The organism is Crocosphaera sp. UHCC 0190, from assembly GCF_034932065.1.
In the GTDB taxonomy this organism is placed as follows: Bacteria; Cyanobacteriota; Cyanobacteriia; order Cyanobacteriales; family Microcystaceae; genus UHCC-0190.
Genome location: NZ_JAYGHP010000025.1, coordinates 13,647 through 31,710, shown reverse-complemented (window position 1 = coordinate 31,710; position 18,064 = coordinate 13,647). Strand labels below are relative to the sequence as shown.

The following is an 18,064-nucleotide window of genomic DNA, read 5'->3' as shown; positions in this document are numbered from 1 at the left end:
AAATGACATTCTTGTAACCGTCCCTATGAAAACAGGCTAGTTAGACTAGGAGCCGGATGAGGTGAAAGTCTCATGTCCGGTTTTGAATGGGAGTTGTGGTAGGTGACTACCACTTCGACCCCTAATCCCAAAATCTTCCTAAAATTCTCTCAGGAAACGTCGAGAGAGATATTTTTCTGTGATGCTAAAACAATGTTTACTGGTTTAATTCAAGGTCTTGGTATCTTATACCCTCTCGAATCTGATCGCTTTACCCTCTCGATTTTTGATGCCTCCACCAATCCCATTTTATCAGATTTAGCCTTGGGGGATAGTGTGGCCGTTGATGGAGTCTGTCTCACCGTTGAGGAAATTGTCAATGATGGTTTTGTGGCCACTGCCTCCCCAGAAACCCTACAACGCACTACCTTAACCCAAAAAATTCAAACCGCAACTTATGTCAATATAGAACCTTCTTTGCGGGTTGGTAGTAAATTAGGAGGACATTTTGTGACGGGCCATATCGATGGAATTGGTTGTTTACAGGAGTCTATCTCGACAGATAAAGCTTGGGAAATGACTTTTGCTGCCCCATCCTCTCGCTTAGAACAGTGGCACCATTATATTGGACGTTATCTTATTCCTAAAGGGAGTGTGGCGGTAAATGGCATTAGTTTAACGGTGGCTGACTGCGATCGCCAGGGAACTTGGTTTAAAGCGGCCGTCATTCCCCATACCTATCATCAAACCAATCTTTGTCACCTGAAAATCGGAGATTGGGTCAATATTGAAGGGGATATCTTAGGAAAATATGTGGCTAAGTTATTAGGACAACCTTTACAGCCACAACAGGAAACATCCGAGATTAGCTTAACTTTCCTAACAGAAAATGGTTATTTGTAAACTTTTATTACTGCTCTTGCGGACATCGAAACCATCATTGTTAGTATTTTTTGAGAGATCCCTGTAAATTTTACATAAAATCCTCAACTTTGATGGCGGATTTTGAGATAAGGGGCCATACTAGGTATAGTAGATCTTGCACGGCTTCATTTTAATTAACAGACTTTAGAGACAATCTCCCATTGGTGTGAGGAGATGAAATAAATTGTCTCTATTTGAAAGAGATAGCTGACGCAATAACCACGGGACTGACTTTTGTCTGTCGTGGAGGGATATTTATTGTGCTTTTAAAACAGCACTTCAGAGGAGAACACACCAGTGACTAATAATAAATTAAATCATTCACCAAAAACAAAGAGGCGATCGCCCGATACTCAATCTCAAGAGCAGATGAATTTTACTGAATATAGTAGCGTAGAAAAAACCGAAATAACCAGCAACCCGATCAATTTACCAAAAACTGCCTTAACCCCCCTGAGTTTCTGGCTTTCTAAAAATCAAGGAGAGAGTCCCAAGCAGGTGAGTTGGAAAACTGTCAAGCATCCCACCACGAAACAAATAGAAAAGGGTTCTCGTCAATTCTTTTTTTGGGAAACCTTAATCACCGTTGGGTTGTTAGTCATGGCCTTGTGGATGCAAACCCTACCCACCCGTCAACTACCTGAAACCATGAACAATAAGTCTATACAATGGTTTGAGATGAACGACTCACAAAAGAGCTTTTAGGACTTTCCTCACGCTGTCCAGGGAACTATCACGGAAATGATAGAGTATTTAACAAATCTTAACTAGGGGTTGACACCTATGTTAAAAATTGTGTAATATTTAGAAATGTCTATAGCGTCATCGTTCATCTCTAGACAGTTTTGGGGGGAATACTTTAGGGAGACGGAAGTAGATTCAAACCCCATAACCGAAGGAACGCCCCAAACCATAGAGAATCATCAGGTAGCAACAAGAAGATGCTAACAATTTCTTTAATTACACTAACCATTGCCTCACTGTCTGCTTTTCTCAGCCTTAACATCACAGAAGATGTGGCCAAAGTAGCCATGGGATGTATCGCCCTGCTTTCTTTTCTTTTAACCCTCCTTTTCGCACCTTGGCCCCTGAAGTTAAGCATAGTGGCGATTCCTTTGATTATTGATAGATTGAATAGCAGAACAGAGAGAAAGTCTGCTAATTAAGGGATAAGTCCGACAAAATATCTCAAATTTTTTCCCGAAGAAACCCAGAAATTCCCTAAAAACGATGGGCTTTGTGGGTAATGAGATCAAACTTAAACCGCTTAGCGGCGTGGGTATCCCCATAAAGATTTAAGGTAACAGACGGTTCATCCCCCACGGCTTCGACGCAGTGAATCGCTTCTGTGGTAAAACTAATAATATCTCCTGGCTGCAGGATTTTCTCATCAACTTTCTCAATATTCTGAGGATTTTCTGGGGTAGGGACGCATTTCCAAAAGACATTTTTTTGTTGTCCTTGTAAGGTAGCAACCACTCCCCAAGTACCATGGGTATGAATTGTAGTGCTACTACCTGGTAACATAATCTCGGTTTGTAGGGTTAGGGGATAGCCAGGTTCATCATAGAGTAAGGATACCTCGGTTCCTGTCTTTTCAGAAGGGCTAGGAATTTGATTACTTACCCAATAAACATTAAGCAATAACTTTCGTACCAAGCGACGTAAACTAGGCAGATATTCGGTTTCCGTTTCTCCCGTTATCTCAGCTTGGTTGATAATATCATCTAATTCTGTTAAAAACCGATGTAGTCGATATTGGGTAGTTTGGTTTAACAAGTCCCATTGTCTAGGGGAAGGAAAAGATAAACATTCACCATCTTCGTTAACTAACCAGTCTTGTTGTGGCATAAACTCTCCTAAAATTTGACTGAGGGCCAAACTACAGAACCTAATATTTAAGGATACTCATGGTTGGGGTAAGTTTCCTCAAGAATTAAATGAAATTTAATTTTATTGATACTGAACTAAGCAAAGATCAGTTAGGAAATTCTTGATGAGTTTCAATTATCATAAAACTGAGTGAATATCATGGTGGGTTACGGTTGATAATCAATTAACATATTACTTGCATAAATTATCGCCACCTAACCCACCCTACACATTTTGATTACTAACATACATTAATTCCAAAAATAGGATAAAATCAGGAAACGGCAATTAAATCAACCCATGAACATCCTGACTAACCTCTTCTCCTCGTCAAACAAAACCCAGAATAAGCCGAAAAAACAGCAACAAACGGGACTACCTCGCCCTAAAAAAAGTCGTCGCGGTATCCCTATCAAATCTGCGGAAGAAATTGCTATCATGCGTCAATCTGCCCGTATTGTCGCAACCGTTCTCAAAGAAATTGAGGCTATCGTTAAACCGGGGATGACGACGGGAGATCTTGACGCTTATGCAGAACAGAGAATCAGGGAAATGGGAGCAACCCCCAGTTTTAAGGGATATTATGGGTTTACAGGGTCAATCTGTGCCAGCATCAATCAAGAAGTGGTTCATGGTATTCCCAATGTGAAGCGAATGATTCGCCGTGGGGATCTGTTAAAAGTCGATACAGGAGCCTATTATAAAGGGTATCATGGGGATTCTTGTATTACCATTGCCGTGGGAAAAGTTTCCCCTAAAACCAATCGTTTAATGCAAGCAGCAGAAGAAGCATTATATGCAGGAATTGAACAGGTAAAAGCAGGTAATTATTTATTAGATATTGCGGGTGCGATCGAAGATTTGGTCAGAAAATATGGCTATAGTGTAGTGGAAGATTATACAGGTCATGGGGTAGGGCAGAACCTTCATGAAGAACCTTGTGTTTTTAATTATCGTACGAGAGAATTACCGAATATAAAATTAAAAGCAGGTATGACTTTAGCCATTGAACCGATTGTTAATCAAGGGTCAAAATATACCCGAACCCTACGCGATCGCTGGACGGTGGTAACAGTAGATAATGCCCTTTCCGCCCAGTTTGAGCATACTGTATTAGTAACAGAAACGGGTTATGAAATTTTGACTGATCGCACAGGAATTTGCCAGTCCTGATATCTTGATTAGGATTTTACCGAACCAGCCAGAATGCCCCGGACAAAATAGCGTTGTAGTCCAAAAAATACGATTAAGGGTACAATCATGGTAATAAATGCGCCAGCCGTCAGTAAATGCCAATCCTGACCACGAGAGCCGACCATATTACTCAGTTGAATTGTGACAGGGGCAACATCAGAAGTTCCGCCAAGATAGACTAGAGCAATCAGCAAATCATTCCAGACCCAGAGAAATTGAAACACCGCAAAAGAGGCGATCGCTGGCATGGAGAGGGGAACGATCAGCTTGGTGAAAATTTTGAGATGGGATGCACCATCAACCTCTGCTGCTTCGATCAGATCTCTGGGTAATGCGCCAATATAGTTGCGTAACAAATAAATACCGAGGGGTAAACCATAACCCGTATGGGCCAACCAAACCCCCAAAAAACTGTTAGATAACCCTAAATCTCGGTACATCCGCAAAATGGGAATCAGAGTCGTTTGTAGGGGAACTACCAATAAGCAGACCACGATGATAAATAAGAGTTGCCGTCCGGGGAATTTCATCCAAGCAAAAGCATAGGCCGCAAAAGTGGCGATCGCAATGGGAATCACCGTTGCTGGAATGGCAATGGTCAAACTGTTTAAAAAAGCCTGTCCCATGCCCTGAGATTGCAACACTTCCAGGTAATTACCCAAATGATATTGGGTGAGTTCAAAAGGATGTTCAAAAATTGACCACCACCCCGTCTTTAACATAGCATCACGCCGCCGAAAGGAACTAATTAAAAGTCCCACCGTGGGCAAAGTCCAGATAAAAGAAATGATTAAAATAGAGATGTGAATGGGTGCTTTTTGCCAAAATTCCGTTTTAGGTTGGTTTTTTTTCTTGATCATCTTAATCTTTCCTGTGATCTAAATCTGCGAATATTACCGATCATGACGGGAATAATTAATAGTAATAAAATGACAGCGATCGCACTCCCCCGTCCAAAATTACGAAAGTTAAACATTTCTTTAATCATGCGACTAGCAATCACTTCCGTTCCTTGATTTCCTCCCGTCATCACAAAGACAATATCAAACACTTTCAACACCAAAATGATTACCGTCGTACTAACCACTAAAATTGTGGAACGAATCATCGGAATGGTGATCTGCCAAAAAATTTGCCAACTGTTTGCCCCATCAATGCGAGCCGCTTCGATGATATTTTCTGGAATCCCTTTGACAGCAGAGGATAAAATCACCATACAAAAGCCCGTATAAAGCCAAATCATAATAGCAATTAGGGCAAAATTATTAACGTAACGTTCCACCAACCAACCCACAGGTTCAAAACCCAAATTGACTATCACAGCGTTAAGCAAACCAATTTGAGCATCTCCCATGGGTTTGTAAGCATAGATAAATTTCCAAATGACACTTGCCCCGACAAAAGAGATCGCCATCGGTAAGAAAATCAGGGATTTAGCAATGGGTTCATAGGAGACTTTATCCACCAAGACAGCGATAATTAATCCTAAACTGACGCTAATTCCCGTCACCAAAACAAGCCATAATAAATTGTTACGAAATGCCACCAACATCCCTTGATCCGTGAAAGCAAAAATATAATTTTTTAAGCCGACAAAGTTCTGAGATCGCCCATCAAAAAAGCTGAGATAAATTGTCTGGATAGTCGGCCAAATTAAATAGGTGGATAATACAATCATCGCTGGTGCGATATATACCCAGGGCAAAAAGTGACGATTCCAGGGTTTAGGCAGGGCATTAATACCATAGTTTGCCAGATAAAATAAGCCAATCACGCCGCCACAACCAAAGGCGATCGCCAAAATTACCTCTAAAATTCGAGAAATAACTTCCATCTTTTTCTCATCTTGACAACAATTAAATCTACTGAGTTGACTCTGGCCAACTATTTTCAATATTTTGCAAAACCGTATCTACATCCGTCCCACCAACATAGTCTACCATCCCTGACCAAAAGGTTCCCGTTCCCACCGCACCAGGCATCATGTCTGAGGCATCAAAGCGGATAACTTCCGCATCAGCCAGAATTTGCGCCTGTTTTTTCATTAATTGGTCAGGATAGAGCGTTAAAGAGATGTTTTTTCGGGGAGAAATATAGCCCCCTAAACCCGCAGCAACTTCATGGGGAACTTTACTGGCCAGATACTCCATTAACTTGCGAGCTTCTGGTGTGTCATTAAACATGGCAAACACATCCCCTGCTACCAAAATGGGTAAACCTTGCTCTGCATTGATGGGTGGCAAGGGGAAAATCCCGACATCTTCGGTGATGTTCACATCTTCTGGCAGAAAAGAGGCAATAAAAGTGGCCTGACGATGGAGATAACAATTAGGCTTATCCCCAAATAACCCTTGAATTGAATCGCCAAAAGGTGTGCTGAGGACTCCCACCATGCCACCATAGACATAGTTTTTATTACGGACAATTTTGCCAAAAGTTTCCAAGGCATTTTTCACAGACTGATCGGTAAAAGGGATTTGGTGAGTAATCCACCGATCATAAGTTTTCGCCCCTGCCGTTCGTAACATGATATCTTCAACCCAGTCTGTAGCAACCCATCCCGTCGCATCTCCACTTTCTAGGCCAATACACCAGGGGGTTTTTCCTTCTGCTACCAGGCGATCGCTCAAGGCGATCATCTCATCCCAAGTTTTGGGAATCTCGTAACCGTTTTTCTTAAAGACTTTTGAGTTATACCATACCAAACTTTTCACCGAAGCTCGATACCAAACCCCATAAACCGTATCATCAACGCTGCCCAATTCCAACCAAGAATCAGCATAAGCGTCTTGCAACTGTTGGGGAGTCATAAAGTTCGTCAGGGGGATCAATTTGCCTTCTTTGGCAAAATCCTTCATCAACCCTGGTTGGGGGAACATGGCCAAATCTGGAGGATTACCCGAATCTACACGAATGGGTAAGGTGGTGGCAAAAGTGTCTGTCCCTTCATAAACGATTTCAATACCTGTTTCTTCCGTAAAGGCAGCTAAAGCTTGTTCAAGTTTTTTTTGCTGTTCACCGATCACCACACCGAGGATGGTAACTTGTTTTTTGGTGCTTTCACTGGATTCTTGGGCGGGTTGACAACCCACTAACAAAGCAATACTGATGAATGCGATAGAACATAGGCTAAGTAATGGGGTTTGTTTATACTGTTTCATTAAACATAAATTGAATGGTTTGCTGATGACTATCAAATAGATAAATGCGTTGGCTATCTAATAATAAATCGAGGGTTTCTCCCGACCTTACCTTAACACGAGGATCAAGACGAGCCACTAATTCTGAACCTTCTGGGGTTTCCAGATAAACAATGAGTTCATTACCCATCATTTCCACAAGATTAACCACTGCTTTGATTTTGAACCCTTGAATATCTGGGGGGAGGTATTGGGGATGGTAAATATTTTCGGGACGAATTCCCAGGGTAAGGAGGCGATCTTCTGTCTCTGGAAACATGAGATGAATTAAGGTCTGACCCCATTTTAAATAGGGCTTCCCTCCTTGTTCAAGCCTTTCTACCTCAAAAAAATTCATCGCCGGACTACCAATAAATCCCGCGACGAACATATTCGTCGGATTGTTGTATAAATTACTTGGGGTGTCTACCTGTTGCAAAATTCCATCCTTCATCACCGCAATGCGATCGCCCATAGTCATCGCTTCTACTTGATCATGGGTGACATATATAAACGTGGTTTTTAGATCAGTATGAAGTTTGCTAATCTCTTTTCTGGCCTGTACTCGCAACTTTGCATCCAGATTAGACAAGGGTTCATCCATCAAAAATACCGCAGGTTTCCGTACAATGGCCCGACCGACTGCCACCCGTTGTCGTTGACCCCCTGACAGTTCTTTGGGTTTACGATTAAGTAGCTTTTCGATCCCCAACTGTTGGGCCGCACCGTGGACTCGCTGCTTAATTTCTATGGAGGATTTTCCCTGCAACTGTAAACTAAACGCCATATTTTCAAAGACGCTCATGTGAGGATAGAGAGCATAGGATTGGAACACCATGGCAATATCTCGATCTTTGGGGGACAGTTCATTCACTCGGCGATCGCCAATAGAAATTTGTCCTTGGGTAATGGACTCTAGACCCGCTAATAGCCTTAAGGACGTGGTTTTTCCACAACCTGACGGCCCCACAAAGACCAGAAATTCCCCATCCTCAATCTCTAGATTTAGATTATTAACAGCGACATAATCTTCAAATCGCTTCGTTACTTGTTCAAAGGTTACATTCGCCATCAGCTTTTCTCATTTTAGCTTTGGGATGTGCATTAGATTTACTTATGCGATTTCACCGTAACTAATTCTACACATAATGTCAAATTTGACTATACTCATGTTAAAACCTGGCAATAGTTGCGACATTTTAGATGACTCTTGAATCATGATGCTCTTTGATAATGCCCCGATTCGACTCTACACGCCCCCCACCTGTACCCTCAAACTTTGGGACAAACGTCCCCTATTATCCCGTTGGCACGAGAATAACATCTTAGATAATCTAGAATTTGAACTGCATTTTGATGACCCCCGACTCTTAGAAGAGCAACAAGTGACGATTAAAGGCGATCGCTCTCAATTAGAGTTACTTTATGATGTGGTGGCTTCTTATGTGCAGAATTTTCTCTCCCAAACTTCCCGTTGTCTGATGGCCCCTGAGCAACCCTCAAACTCGCCACAAAGCTGTTTTGAGGAACAACCTAACCCATCTTTGTTGTCGGAGGAAATGCCCGCCCTTTCCCCTACCGGATTACTCACCCACAAGCTTAACTTAGGTTCTTTGGCCAACCAAGCCACTCATCCCACCATTAATCTTAGTGCCTCTCAACTGTTTGATCTCCTCAATGCCTTAGAGGAATACAGCGATACTATTATTTCCCTCGTCTCTCCTGAAACCAACTCCCCTCGTAAAACCTTTTGGGTGTGGAGTGCGGCGACAATAGCGGCGTTACTTGCCGTCTTAATTCCTACCGTCGGGGTGCAATGGGTGAGACAAATGACTTCCTCAGAGTCATCGGAGAAGGAAAATTCTAATGATCAAGCAAATCGCCGTTCTTTTCTTGATGTTTTACCCCCTGTTCCCCCAGCACCGAATAAATCTATCTCTCAGCCTTCCTTAGACCCTAATTTAGCTAATCGTGATCCTTTGCCTCCCCCTTCTCAAATTGGTCAAGGAACCGTGCCTCTCCGTAATCCTAACATTGCGATTCAAGCCCCTCCACTGCGCGTCTTACCCCCGCCTCCCATTGCTCCTCCCGCTCCCCCCAAACCCAATACGGCTAATTCTGTTCCCAATGGAGCCAATTATGAGGTTCCGGTGCATCTACTGCCCAATGGCGAAACCCCCATCGTTATGCCCGCCTTACCCCCTGATGCAGTGGCACAATTGATGAGACAGCCGACTCTTCCCCCACCCCCAACCTTACAAGCGAGAGTCCCTAATCAGCGATCGCCAAGGGATACTGTCACTATTCCTAACGAATTACAATCACAGGAAACATCCGTTGCGGTGAAACCTAGCCCTAACATGACCCTACTGGATGCCATTCCGCAAGTGGCAGAAGCGAGGCAATATGTACAAGCGCGATGGCAACCTCCGAAGAAGTTGGCCCAAACCCTGGAATATCGCTTAATTGTGCAACCCGATGGCTCTCTTAAACAGACTATTCCTTTGGGTAAGGCTGCGGCTCTTTATACTCCCCAGACAGGTATTCCTGCCCCTGGAACGGCTTTTGTCTCTAGTCTCGATGTTCCTGGCAATCAAACCATTCGCCTTGTTTTGAGTCCCAATGGAACTGTTAAAACCTTTTTGGAATAAGGAGCCATTTCTAATTTAAAGTTGAATAAATCATGCTATAATCTGCTTTTTGTTATAATAGTTTTGGTAAGATCAACTATAATTCTGGGAGGAATTGTACCCTACCGTGTTCACTACTATAAAACCCCCGTCAACATCTGCCCTTAATTTGCTACCTAATGATTTATTTTCAGCAATTAATGAGCTTAAAAGAGATTTAAAAGCGATTATTTTGGCTCATTACTATCAAGATCCTGATATTCAAGATATTGCTGATTTTATTGGAGATTCTCTCGGTCTTTCTCAGCAAGCTGCCACGACGCAAGCAGAAGTAATCGTCTTTGCGGGAGTTCATTTTATGGCAGAAACCGCCAAAATTTTGAATCCTGATAAATTAGTTTTATTACCAGATTTAGACGCGGGATGTTCCTTAGCTGAGAGTTGTCCTCCGGCAGAATTTGCCAAATTTAAGGCACAATATCCCGATGCTTTGGTGGTTTCGTACATTAATTGTACAGCAGAAATCAAGGCCATGAGTGATGTTATTTGTACGAGTTCTAATGCCGTAAAAATTGTTAATCAACTACCAAAAGATCGTCCGATTATTTTTGCACCAGATCGCAATTTAGGACGATATGTAATGGAACAAACAGGACGAGATCTGATTTTATGGCAAGGCAGTTGTATCGTTCATGAAACCTTTTCAGAGAAGAAGATTGTACAATTAAAAATTGAGCATCCCGAAGCCGAAATTTTGGCTCATCCTGAGTGTGAACCCTCGGTTTTACACCATGCTGATTATATTGGTTCCACCACGGCTTTACTCAACTATTCCCATCAGAGTTCCCATCAAATATTTATTGTTGCGACTGAACCGGGGATTATTCATCAGATGCAAAAATACAACCCTAATAAGATGTTTATTCCTGCACCAGCCATGAATAATTGTGCTTGTAATGAATGCCCTTATATGCGTCTCAATACCCTAGAAAAATTGTATTTAGCTATGAAGTTTAAGCAGCCAGAAATTATTATGGATGAATCAATTCGAGTAGCGGCCTTACGTCCTATTCAAAGAATGTTAGAAATGTCTAAATAGCTGAAATTATCTTTAGCATTAATGCTTAATCTAGGGTGGGCAATGCCCACCAACAACTTATCTATTGTTATCAATTTTTGAATGTGGGATACAATGATTATCTCAGCGTTTTAACCGATAACCGTACACTAGCCTTCTAATGTCTTCCTATGAACCCCTCCATCATAAATATCGCCCCCAAATTTTTGCCGACTTAGTGGGGCAAGAAGCGATCGCCACCACCTTAACCAATGCGATCGCCACCAGACGCATTGCTCCCGCCTATTTATTTACGGGGCCAAGGGGAACGGGAAAAACCTCTAGTGCGCGGATTTTAGCCAAATCCCTTAATTGTCTAGCGGTTGAATATCCCACCGCGACTCCTTGTGGCAACTGTGAGGTTTGTCGGGCGATCGCCAGGGGTTCCGCGTTAGATGTAATTGAAATTGACGCAGCAAGTAACACTGGGGTTGATAACATTCGAGAAATCATCGAACGGGCCCAATTTGCCCCGGTACAGTGCCGTTATAAAGTGTATGTGATAGATGAATGCCATATGCTGAGTGTGGCAGCCTTTAACGCCTTATTAAAGACCTTAGAGGAACCCCCAGATCGGGTTATTTTTGTGCTAGCGACAACTGATCCTCAGCGAGTTTTACCGACCATTATTTCCCGTTGTCAACGCTTCGACTATCGTCGCATTCCCTTAGAAGCAATGGTTAAACATTTAACAGAAATTGCTCAAAAAGAAACGATTGAAATTGAGAAAGAAGCCTTAACTTTAGTGGCCCAAATTTCCAATGGTGGCTTAAGAGATGCAGAAAGTTTATTAGATCAATTAAGCTTATCATCAGGAACTGTTACCCCTGAAAAAGTTTGGGATTTAGTGGGAGCAGTCCCGGAGAGAGACTTATTATTATTATTACAAGCGATTCATTCTAATCAATCAGAAACCGTCATAGAATCTTGTCGCCAATTGATGAACCGAGGGCGAGAACCCTTAGTCGTTTTGCAAAATTTAGCTAGTTTTTATCTTAATCTATTAATTGCGAAAACGGCTGCAAATCGGGCTGATTTAGTCGCAGTTACGGCAACAACTTGGCAAGATTTATGTCAAGAAGCACAAGAGTGGGAAATTGAAACAATTTTAATGGGTCAACAAAAGCTAAAAGACAGTGAATTTCAGCTAAAAAATACCACTCAACCCCGTTTATGGTTAGAAGTTACCCTATTAGGTTTACTGCCTTCTGTCTGTCGTCCTCAAACGATTATTGAAACGGTTTCTATTCCTCAAAAAATACCTCTTAATCCTACTCCAAAACCTAATCATTCTTCTCAAGAAACAATCCTACCTAAACCTAGTTCTTTGCCCTCTGAAAAGACGGAAGTTAAACCGGAGATAAACCCACCTGAAGTTATTAATCATCAGGATAATTCTTCTCCGACTAATACCGAATTTAATGGAATTGATTCCCAAAACGTTGATCTAGTTCAACTCTGGCAATTGATATTATCTAAACTTCCTCGTCTTTCATCAGCATTAATTAAAGAGCATGGTCACTTAATTAGTTATCAAGGAACTGTGGCAACTATCAACATTAAAACTCAAGGTTTACTGAAAGCTGCCCAAAACCAATTGCCTCAAATTGAAGCTGCATTTGAGTTAGTTTGTGGACATAAAGTTAAGGTTAATTTTAAAGTAAATTCCGGCTATATTGCTGATTATTCTGAGTCTAAATCTTCATCGGTTTCTCCTAATATCATTAATCATAATAGTAATAATAATGGTCAATCATTGAATGAAAATAATCATATATTGACTCAGAATGAATCAGAAACTTTTACTAAAAAAAAAGAAGAAATTCCTCTCTTGAATAAAGTTGAGGAGCAGATTCAGGAGCCTATTATTCCAGAAATTTCTGATTTAGTTGAGCCTTCTGAAGATCAACTTAAAAAAGCAGTGGACAAGGTAGCTAAATTTTTTGAAGGAGAGATTGTTAATATTATCAATGATTTGGAAAATGAACAAGTCAATGTTTCTGAGGATACTTCTAATCAAAGCATTTCTGATCAGAACTTATCTCAAAAAATAGAACAGACAGAAATGACAACAAAAGATGATAAACAAAGGTTAGAAGAGGAATTAGAATTACCAGAACAATTACCTTTATTCTTAGAACAAGATAGTCAATTATCTCAGGAAGTTCAACAACCGAAAAAGCATGAGATTGAAGAAGTCAACCTAATTAAGTTTATAGAAGATAGAGAAGAAATATTAGGAGAAGAATTAGAATTACCAGAAAAATTACCTTTATTGTTAGAAGAAGATAGTCAATCATCTCAGCCATTTGAACCACAAGAAATTGAAGAAAATCAAAGCCTTAATAAACAAGAAATAAATCCGCAAGAAACAGAGGATAAACCGATAAAAAACACCAGCGATCATCAAAACTCTTCCTCTAAAAAGAGACCTAAAATCAACAGAGAGGAAGCCATCCCAGAAAGTGACGAAAATCTCGATTTTTAAGTAAAAATTACTGTAATTTGTGGAATAAACTATGACAAAGCCCAACTTAAATAACCTAACCTTTCCCTTGGTTTTGAGCTTATTATTATCCTTTATTACTATGTCATGTGCCTTAAAAAATCAGGCATCTTCTCAGGAAGACATCATTACACAAGCAGCCGCCAATAATAATAGAGAGAAAGAAACTTGGCCCTTTGAAGCAGGAAGAGATAACTACGATAAAAACGCCTTATTAGACTTACGATATCTCAATGAAAAAATCGCTGGAGAATCAGGATTTATTCGTCTATCTTCTGATGAGAAAGACTTTGTAAAAGGTGATGGAAAGTCCATTAGATTTTGGGCAGTTAATTCCGATGTTTGGCGAAAAGGATATGATGCTTTACAAGATAATGCTAAATTTTTAGCAAAACGGGGAGTTAATATGGTACGTTGGCATGGTCAAAGTGTCGGCAAAAATAAAAATTTACCTTTACAAGAAATAGATAAAAATGCCCGTCAGCAACTGTGGGAATATGTAGCAGCAATGAAAAAAGAAGGGATTTATTTAACTATCTCTCCTTATTATCCTAATGCGCTTAAACCTCAAAAAAATTGGACAATTCCCCGTGATAGTAAAACCTTTCATGCTTTATTATTCTTTGATCCAGAATTACAAAAAGCCTATAAAAATTGGTTAAAAAATTTATTGGAACCTGTAAATCCTTATACGGGAATTGCCCTAAAAGATGATCCAGCGATCGCAATTATTCAACTACAAAATGAAGACTCTTTATTATTTTGGACATTTGATCAGCTTAAGGGTCGAGATTTAGAGATTTTAAAACATCAATTTAGTGATTGGTTAATCAAAAAATACGGAAGCTTAGAAAAAGCGTCAGAAGCTTGGGGAGGAGTATCAATTAAAGAAGATAATTTTGATAAAAAATTAGTCGGCTTTTATAAACTATGGGAGTTAACTAAAGAACAAAAATTCTGGAGTAGAAAAACGAAACGAATGGATGATCAGACAGAATTCTTGACTGAAAAAATGTATGATTTTAATACAGAAATAAAGCGTTTCTTGCGGGAAGAAATTGGGGCAAAACAATTAATTAATGCGGGGAATTGGAAAACAGCAGACCCTGTAAAACTCAATGATTTAGAACGTTATTCTTACACCGCAACAGAAGTCATTGGTGTTAATCGTTATTATAATGGAGGGGAGCATCAAGGAAAATTTTCAGGATGGGCAATTGTTAATGGGGATAAGTTTACAAATCGTTCGGTTTTATTTGACCCTTATTCCTTTCCTCTTAATCTTAAACAAGTTGCAAATCATCCCATGATTATCTCAGAAAGTTCCTGGGTTCCACCTTTAGGATATCAGTCAGAAGGGCCATTTTTAGTCAGTATTTTTCAATCTTTAACTGGAGTTGATGGCTTCTATTGGTTTAGTATGAAAGAACCCCAATGGCGACAACCTTCTTCTGCAAATGGTTATAAACCTTCTCTGGGTAAATGGGTAATAAATACCCCAGAATTGCTAGGAAACTTTCCTGCTGCGGCTTTGATGTATCGTCAAGGTTATATTAAACAAGGAAAACCAGTCATTCAAGAAAAACGAGAACTCAAGGATTTATGGCAACGAAAAGCCCCATTAATTTCAGAAACTAAAAGTTTTGATCCTAACCGAGATCAAGAAACAGCTAATAGCAATAATAACCTATCTAATAGAATTAATCCTTTAGCCTTTTTAGTGGGGCCTGTAGAAGTAACTTATCAAGATAAATCTTCCCAAAGTCAGGCTTTAAATCTTAATGAATACATCGATGAAAAAGCCAAAATTATTCGGTCTATTACTGGGGAAATTACCTGGAATTATCAACAAGGATTTTGTACAATAAACACGCCAAAAGCCCAAGGTGTGACAGGATTTTTAAAGAATTTAGGTACAGTAAAATTAGGAGATACAACCATTACTTCTAACAATGAATATGGTACAATTTTAGTGGTATCAATGGATAATAAACCCCTTAACCAGTCCCAGCAAATTTTAGTCCAAATGGGAACTATTGCTCGTCCTACAGGTTGGCAACAAAAAGAGGTGACTTGGCAAGACAAAAAAGGTAATTTACAACAAGAGTTTGAGGTAATAAATTATGGTAAAGCTCCTTGGCGACTCATTAAAAATGATGTTACTTTAACTATTAATAATCCTAAGTTAACTCAAGGAACTATTTTAGATGCTAATGGAGTGGCTCAAGGAAAGGTTAAACTAAAAAGCGATAATAAGCAAATTTCTTTACAGTTTCCTCCTAATGCTAAATATTTGATTCTTGATTAAAATAAAAGTAAATAACTTATTCTAATAACATTTCAATTACTTCTTGTAAGTTTTTGTGTAATTCATCCAAGGTTTCACCAGTGGAATGTGCGCCAGCAAAACCGGGGACATAACCTACATAAAGATTGGTATCTTTGTCCTTTTCAATAACGGTGTTAAACCCCTACAAAGCCATTAAATTGCTGTAGGGGCATAATACTATTATGCCCTAATCTTTGACAAACCATTAAAATACTGTAGCCTCATAAACTTGTTAGGGGAAGAATCGATAAACTTCTTTTCTATGTAAAAAGCGAACAAAAATCAATTCATTATTAGTGATTTCAATCCCAATTCGATAGTCTCCTATTTTCAGGCGATAAAATGTTTGATAACCTTTAAGTTTTTTGAGATTATTGATTTCACTTAAACTATCAGCTAATTTACATTCATTGATGCTCTCTTTAACATTTAATAATAGTTTTTTATCTTTGATTTTCTTCAAGTCTTTCGCAAATTTTGATTCAAATTTAATTTTCATTCTACTTCGCTATCAAGAATTGAAAATATTTCTTCTTCGGAAACAAATTCATTCTGTCTTCCTTCAATTATGGCGTTAGCTAACCCGATTTCTTCTAACGCTTCTAAAACAATTTCATAAAAGATTTCTCGTTTCGATTGCATCATCTCTATTAAAATTTCAGTTAGAAGTTCTTTTGTCTTTTCTTCATTAATGATTGATTCCATGTTTTTTTATCCTTTAATGGTGACTATCCTATTATATATATTATTTATATATGTGTGAATGTCGCTCAGGGTTTAACGGTATTAAACCCCTACAAAGCTATTAAATTACTCTAGTTTAATAAGCATCTTTACGATGAATACAACTTAAGACAAGAATCAGCATTTCTTTGTCTTGAATTCTGTAAATTACACGATAGTTACCTATTCTGATTCGATAACTGTTATCATATCCTTTAAGCTTTTTAACTCCATTAGGACGAGGTGTATCAGCAAGAAGTCGAATGTCTGCAATCATTCGTTTGCGTTGTTTTTGAGGTAATTCGTCTAGTTGCTTTTGAACAGGTTTAGGAATAATAATATGATAGCTCAATTTTAACTAGCCTCATATTCTTCAAGGGTTAAGTAATCTCCTGATTGATAAGCAGACTCAGATGCAATAATATTATCACGTTCTTCTTCGCTGATTTCTTCTTCAATATGTCGTTCTTTAAGAAAGAGTACATAATCAAGTAATTGTCCTAAGAGAGTATCAGGAATATGTTCAATTTCTTTAATGAGTTGTTCTTTAATTGTCATAGTTTTTGCTGATTATATTTTATAATCTTAGTCTAACATAAACTTATACCACTATTTTAATGTCGCTCAGGGTTTAACGGTGTTAAACCCCTACAAAGCCATTAAATTACCGTACTTTATCATGTTCTCGTTGATATTTGTTCCCGCAAACTCTCCAATAATTCGGGATTATCCGACATAAAGTCCAGTAACATCAACATTGTTTCTGTATTCAACTGGGGAATATTATTCGCCTCTGCAATTGCTTGTAGAATACCCAACAATGTTTGTTTATCGCATCCCAAAAGCTTCATCATCTGGAAACATTTAACTGTAAGCAATGAATTAAGAGTATGAGGATGATTATCACTTAATGCAGCTTGATACATTGTTAATGCTTGTTGTGCAAATCTTTCTGCTTCTTCTAGCTTTCCTTGCGTTTCATACAACAAAGCTAAATTGTTGAGACTGGTAGCAACAGAGGGATGATTTTCCCCCAATTGTTGTTCCCAGATAGACAGCGATCGCAGATACAAGGGTTCTGCTTCTGGGTAACGTCCTTGAGATTCATACAAACCTGCTAAATTGTTGAGACTGGAAGCAACATGGGGATGATTTTCCCCCAATTGTTGTTTTATGATAGACAGCGATCGCAGATACAAGGGTTCTGCTTCTGGGTAACGTCCTTGAGATTCGTACAAACCTGCTAAATTGTTGAGACTGGAAGCAACATGGGGATGATTTTCCCCCAATTGTTGTTTTATGATAGACAGCGATCGCAGATACAAGGGTTCTGCTTCTGGGTAACGTCCTTGAGAACGGTACAAACCAGCTAAATTGTTGAGACTGGTAGCAACATCGGGATGATTTTCCCCCAATTGTTGTTCCCTGATAGACAGCGATCGCCGATACAAGGGTTCTGCTTCTGGGTAACGTCCTTGAGAACGGTACAAACCAGCTAAATTGTTGAGACTGGTAGCAACATCGGGATGATTTTCCCCCAATTGTTGTTCCCTGATAGACAGCGATCGCAGATACAAGGGTTCAGCTTCTGGGTAACGTCCTTGAGATTCG

At 39.6% G+C, this 18,064-nt stretch carries 19 protein-coding genes and 1 riboswitch; of the genes, 8 read left to right on the top strand and 11 right to left on the bottom strand.

Annotated elements, in window-relative coordinates; translation table 11 throughout:
* Positions 1 to 192: 192 nt before the first annotated feature.
* The 3 genes from ribE to VB715_RS21225 all read left to right on the top strand — a co-directional run bounded on the left by ribE (position 193) and on the right by VB715_RS21225 (position 2,069).
* Positions 193 to 882, top strand: a complete 690-nt coding sequence (ribE, locus tag VB715_RS21235; protein WP_323303194.1) for a riboflavin synthase — start codon at positions 193 to 195, stop codon at positions 880 to 882.
* Between the two features lie 318 nt (positions 883 to 1,200).
* A complete protein-coding gene (locus VB715_RS21230; RefSeq protein ID WP_323303190.1) occupies positions 1,201 to 1,608 on the top strand; it encodes a hypothetical protein in 408 nt (135 codons plus the stop codon).
* Positions 1,609 to 1,727: 119 nt separating this feature from the next.
* Positions 1,728 to 1,810, top strand: a riboswitch (Glutamine riboswitch).
* A gap of 34 nt (positions 1,811 to 1,844) precedes the next feature.
* Positions 1,845 to 2,069, top strand: a complete 225-nt coding sequence (locus tag VB715_RS21225) for a riboflavin synthase subunit alpha (RefSeq protein WP_323303189.1) — start codon at positions 1,845 to 1,847, stop codon at positions 2,067 to 2,069.
* A gap of 55 nt (positions 2,070 to 2,124) precedes the next feature.
* Here the strand turns inward: VB715_RS21225 and VB715_RS21220 are convergent, their stop codons facing one another.
* Positions 2,125 to 2,754 (bottom strand): cupin, encoded by a 630-nt coding sequence (locus VB715_RS21220; RefSeq protein ID WP_323303188.1) that lies wholly within the window; start codon positions 2,752 to 2,754, stop codon positions 2,125 to 2,127.
* 321 nt (positions 2,755 to 3,075) lie between these two features.
* Between VB715_RS21220 and map the strand changes: the two genes are divergently transcribed.
* On the top strand, positions 3,076 to 3,948 hold the full coding sequence (gene map / locus VB715_RS21215; RefSeq protein ID WP_323303187.1) for a type I methionyl aminopeptidase: 873 nt from the start codon (positions 3,076 to 3,078) through the stop codon (positions 3,946 to 3,948).
* Between the two features lie 8 nt (positions 3,949 to 3,956).
* Here the strand turns inward: map and VB715_RS21210 are convergent, their stop codons facing one another.
* The 4 genes from VB715_RS21210 to VB715_RS21195 are packed head-to-tail and all read right to left on the bottom strand — an operon-like array spanning position 3,957 to position 8,220.
* A complete protein-coding gene (locus VB715_RS21210; RefSeq protein WP_323303186.1) occupies positions 3,957 to 4,829 on the bottom strand; it encodes a carbohydrate ABC transporter permease in 873 nt (290 codons plus the stop codon).
* Positions 4,826 to 5,803, bottom strand: coding sequence for a sugar ABC transporter permease (locus VB715_RS21205; protein WP_323303185.1), 978 nt, complete (start codon positions 5,801 to 5,803; stop codon positions 4,826 to 4,828). The genes VB715_RS21210 and VB715_RS21205 overlap by 4 nt, the downstream gene beginning before the upstream one ends.
* A gap of 28 nt (positions 5,804 to 5,831) precedes the next feature.
* Positions 5,832 to 7,130: an ABC transporter substrate-binding protein gene (locus tag VB715_RS21200; RefSeq protein WP_323303184.1), complete on the bottom strand. Its 1,299-nt coding sequence runs from the start codon at positions 7,128 to 7,130 to the stop codon at positions 5,832 to 5,834.
* Positions 7,117 to 8,220: an ABC transporter ATP-binding protein gene (locus VB715_RS21195; RefSeq protein WP_323303183.1), complete on the bottom strand. Its 1,104-nt coding sequence runs from the start codon at positions 8,218 to 8,220 to the stop codon at positions 7,117 to 7,119. The genes VB715_RS21200 and VB715_RS21195 overlap by 14 nt, the downstream gene beginning before the upstream one ends.
* A gap of 145 nt (positions 8,221 to 8,365) precedes the next feature.
* Here VB715_RS21195 and VB715_RS21190 point away from each other — a divergent pair, with 145 nt between their 5' ends.
* The 4 genes from VB715_RS21190 to VB715_RS21175 all read left to right on the top strand — a co-directional run bounded on the left by VB715_RS21190 (position 8,366) and on the right by VB715_RS21175 (position 15,709).
* Positions 8,366 to 9,799, top strand: a complete 1,434-nt coding sequence (locus tag VB715_RS21190) for a DUF4335 domain-containing protein (RefSeq protein WP_323303182.1) — start codon at positions 8,366 to 8,368, stop codon at positions 9,797 to 9,799.
* A gap of 106 nt (positions 9,800 to 9,905) precedes the next feature.
* Positions 9,906 to 10,877, top strand: a complete 972-nt coding sequence (gene nadA / locus VB715_RS21185; protein ID WP_323303181.1) for a quinolinate synthase NadA — start codon at positions 9,906 to 9,908, stop codon at positions 10,875 to 10,877.
* A 139-nt stretch (positions 10,878 to 11,016) separates the two neighbouring features.
* Positions 11,017 to 13,383: a DNA polymerase III subunit gamma/tau gene (locus tag VB715_RS21180; RefSeq protein WP_323303180.1), complete on the top strand. Its 2,367-nt coding sequence runs from the start codon at positions 11,017 to 11,019 to the stop codon at positions 13,381 to 13,383.
* A gap of 31 nt (positions 13,384 to 13,414) precedes the next feature.
* Positions 13,415 to 15,709: a hypothetical protein gene (locus tag VB715_RS21175; RefSeq protein WP_323303179.1), complete on the top strand. Its 2,295-nt coding sequence runs from the start codon at positions 13,415 to 13,417 to the stop codon at positions 15,707 to 15,709.
* Between the two features lie 16 nt (positions 15,710 to 15,725).
* Here the strand turns inward: VB715_RS21175 and VB715_RS21170 are convergent, their stop codons facing one another.
* The 6 genes from VB715_RS21170 to VB715_RS21145 all read right to left on the bottom strand — a co-directional run.
* Positions 15,726 to 15,857, bottom strand: a complete 132-nt coding sequence (locus VB715_RS21170) for a type II toxin-antitoxin system HicB family antitoxin (RefSeq protein ID WP_323303193.1) — start codon at positions 15,855 to 15,857, stop codon at positions 15,726 to 15,728.
* A gap of 105 nt (positions 15,858 to 15,962) precedes the next feature.
* A complete protein-coding gene (locus VB715_RS21165) occupies positions 15,963 to 16,229 on the bottom strand; it encodes a type II toxin-antitoxin system mRNA interferase toxin, RelE/StbE family (protein WP_323293373.1) in 267 nt (88 codons plus the stop codon).
* Complete coding sequence (locus tag VB715_RS21160) at positions 16,226 to 16,435, bottom strand: hypothetical protein (RefSeq protein WP_323303178.1); 210 nt, start codon at positions 16,433 to 16,435, stop codon at positions 16,226 to 16,228. Before VB715_RS21160 ends, VB715_RS21165 begins: the two co-directional genes overlap by 4 nt.
* A gap of 115 nt (positions 16,436 to 16,550) precedes the next feature.
* Complete coding sequence (locus VB715_RS21155) at positions 16,551 to 16,805, bottom strand: type II toxin-antitoxin system RelE/ParE family toxin (RefSeq protein ID WP_323303177.1); 255 nt, start codon at positions 16,803 to 16,805, stop codon at positions 16,551 to 16,553.
* Between the two features lie 2 nt (positions 16,806 to 16,807).
* A complete protein-coding gene (locus VB715_RS21150) occupies positions 16,808 to 17,011 on the bottom strand; it encodes a DUF2281 domain-containing protein (protein WP_323303176.1) in 204 nt (67 codons plus the stop codon).
* Positions 17,012 to 17,130: 119 nt separating this feature from the next.
* Positions 17,131 to 18,064, bottom strand: a 934-nt coding sequence (locus VB715_RS21145) for a tetratricopeptide repeat-containing protein (RefSeq protein ID WP_323303175.1), incomplete at its 5' end; no start/stop codon positions are given.

Coding starts and splice junctions, on each gene's coding strand:
- ribE (WP_323303194.1), top strand. CDS start 193: ATGTTTACTGGTTTAATTCAAGGTCTTGGTATCTTATACCCTCTCGAA.
- VB715_RS21225 (WP_323303189.1), top strand. CDS start 1,845: ATGCTAACAATTTCTTTAATTACACTAACCATTGCCTCACTGTCTGCT.
- VB715_RS21220 (WP_323303188.1), bottom strand. CDS start 2,754: ATGCCACAACAAGACTGGTTAGTTAACGAAGATGGTGAATGTTTATCT.
- map (WP_323303187.1), top strand. CDS start 3,076: ATGAACATCCTGACTAACCTCTTCTCCTCGTCAAACAAAACCCAGAAT.
- VB715_RS21210 (WP_323303186.1), bottom strand. CDS start 4,829: ATGATCAAGAAAAAAAACCAACCTAAAACGGAATTTTGGCAAAAAGCA.
- VB715_RS21205 (WP_323303185.1), bottom strand. CDS start 5,803: ATGGAAGTTATTTCTCGAATTTTAGAGGTAATTTTGGCGATCGCCTTT.
- VB715_RS21200 (WP_323303184.1), bottom strand. CDS start 7,130: ATGAAACAGTATAAACAAACCCCATTACTTAGCCTATGTTCTATCGCA.
- VB715_RS21195 (WP_323303183.1), bottom strand. CDS start 8,220: ATGGCGAATGTAACCTTTGAACAAGTAACGAAGCGATTTGAAGATTAT.
- VB715_RS21190 (WP_323303182.1), top strand. CDS start 8,366: ATGATGCTCTTTGATAATGCCCCGATTCGACTCTACACGCCCCCCACC.
- VB715_RS21180 (WP_323303180.1), top strand. CDS start 11,017: ATGTCTTCCTATGAACCCCTCCATCATAAATATCGCCCCCAAATTTTT.
- VB715_RS21175 (WP_323303179.1), top strand. CDS start 13,415: ATGACAAAGCCCAACTTAAATAACCTAACCTTTCCCTTGGTTTTGAGC.
- VB715_RS21165 (WP_323293373.1), bottom strand. CDS start 16,229: ATGAAAATTAAATTTGAATCAAAATTTGCGAAAGACTTGAAGAAAATC.
- VB715_RS21160 (WP_323303178.1), bottom strand. CDS start 16,435: ATGGAATCAATCATTAATGAAGAAAAGACAAAAGAACTTCTAACTGAA.
- VB715_RS21150 (WP_323303176.1), bottom strand. CDS start 17,011: ATGACAATTAAAGAACAACTCATTAAAGAAATTGAACATATTCCTGAT.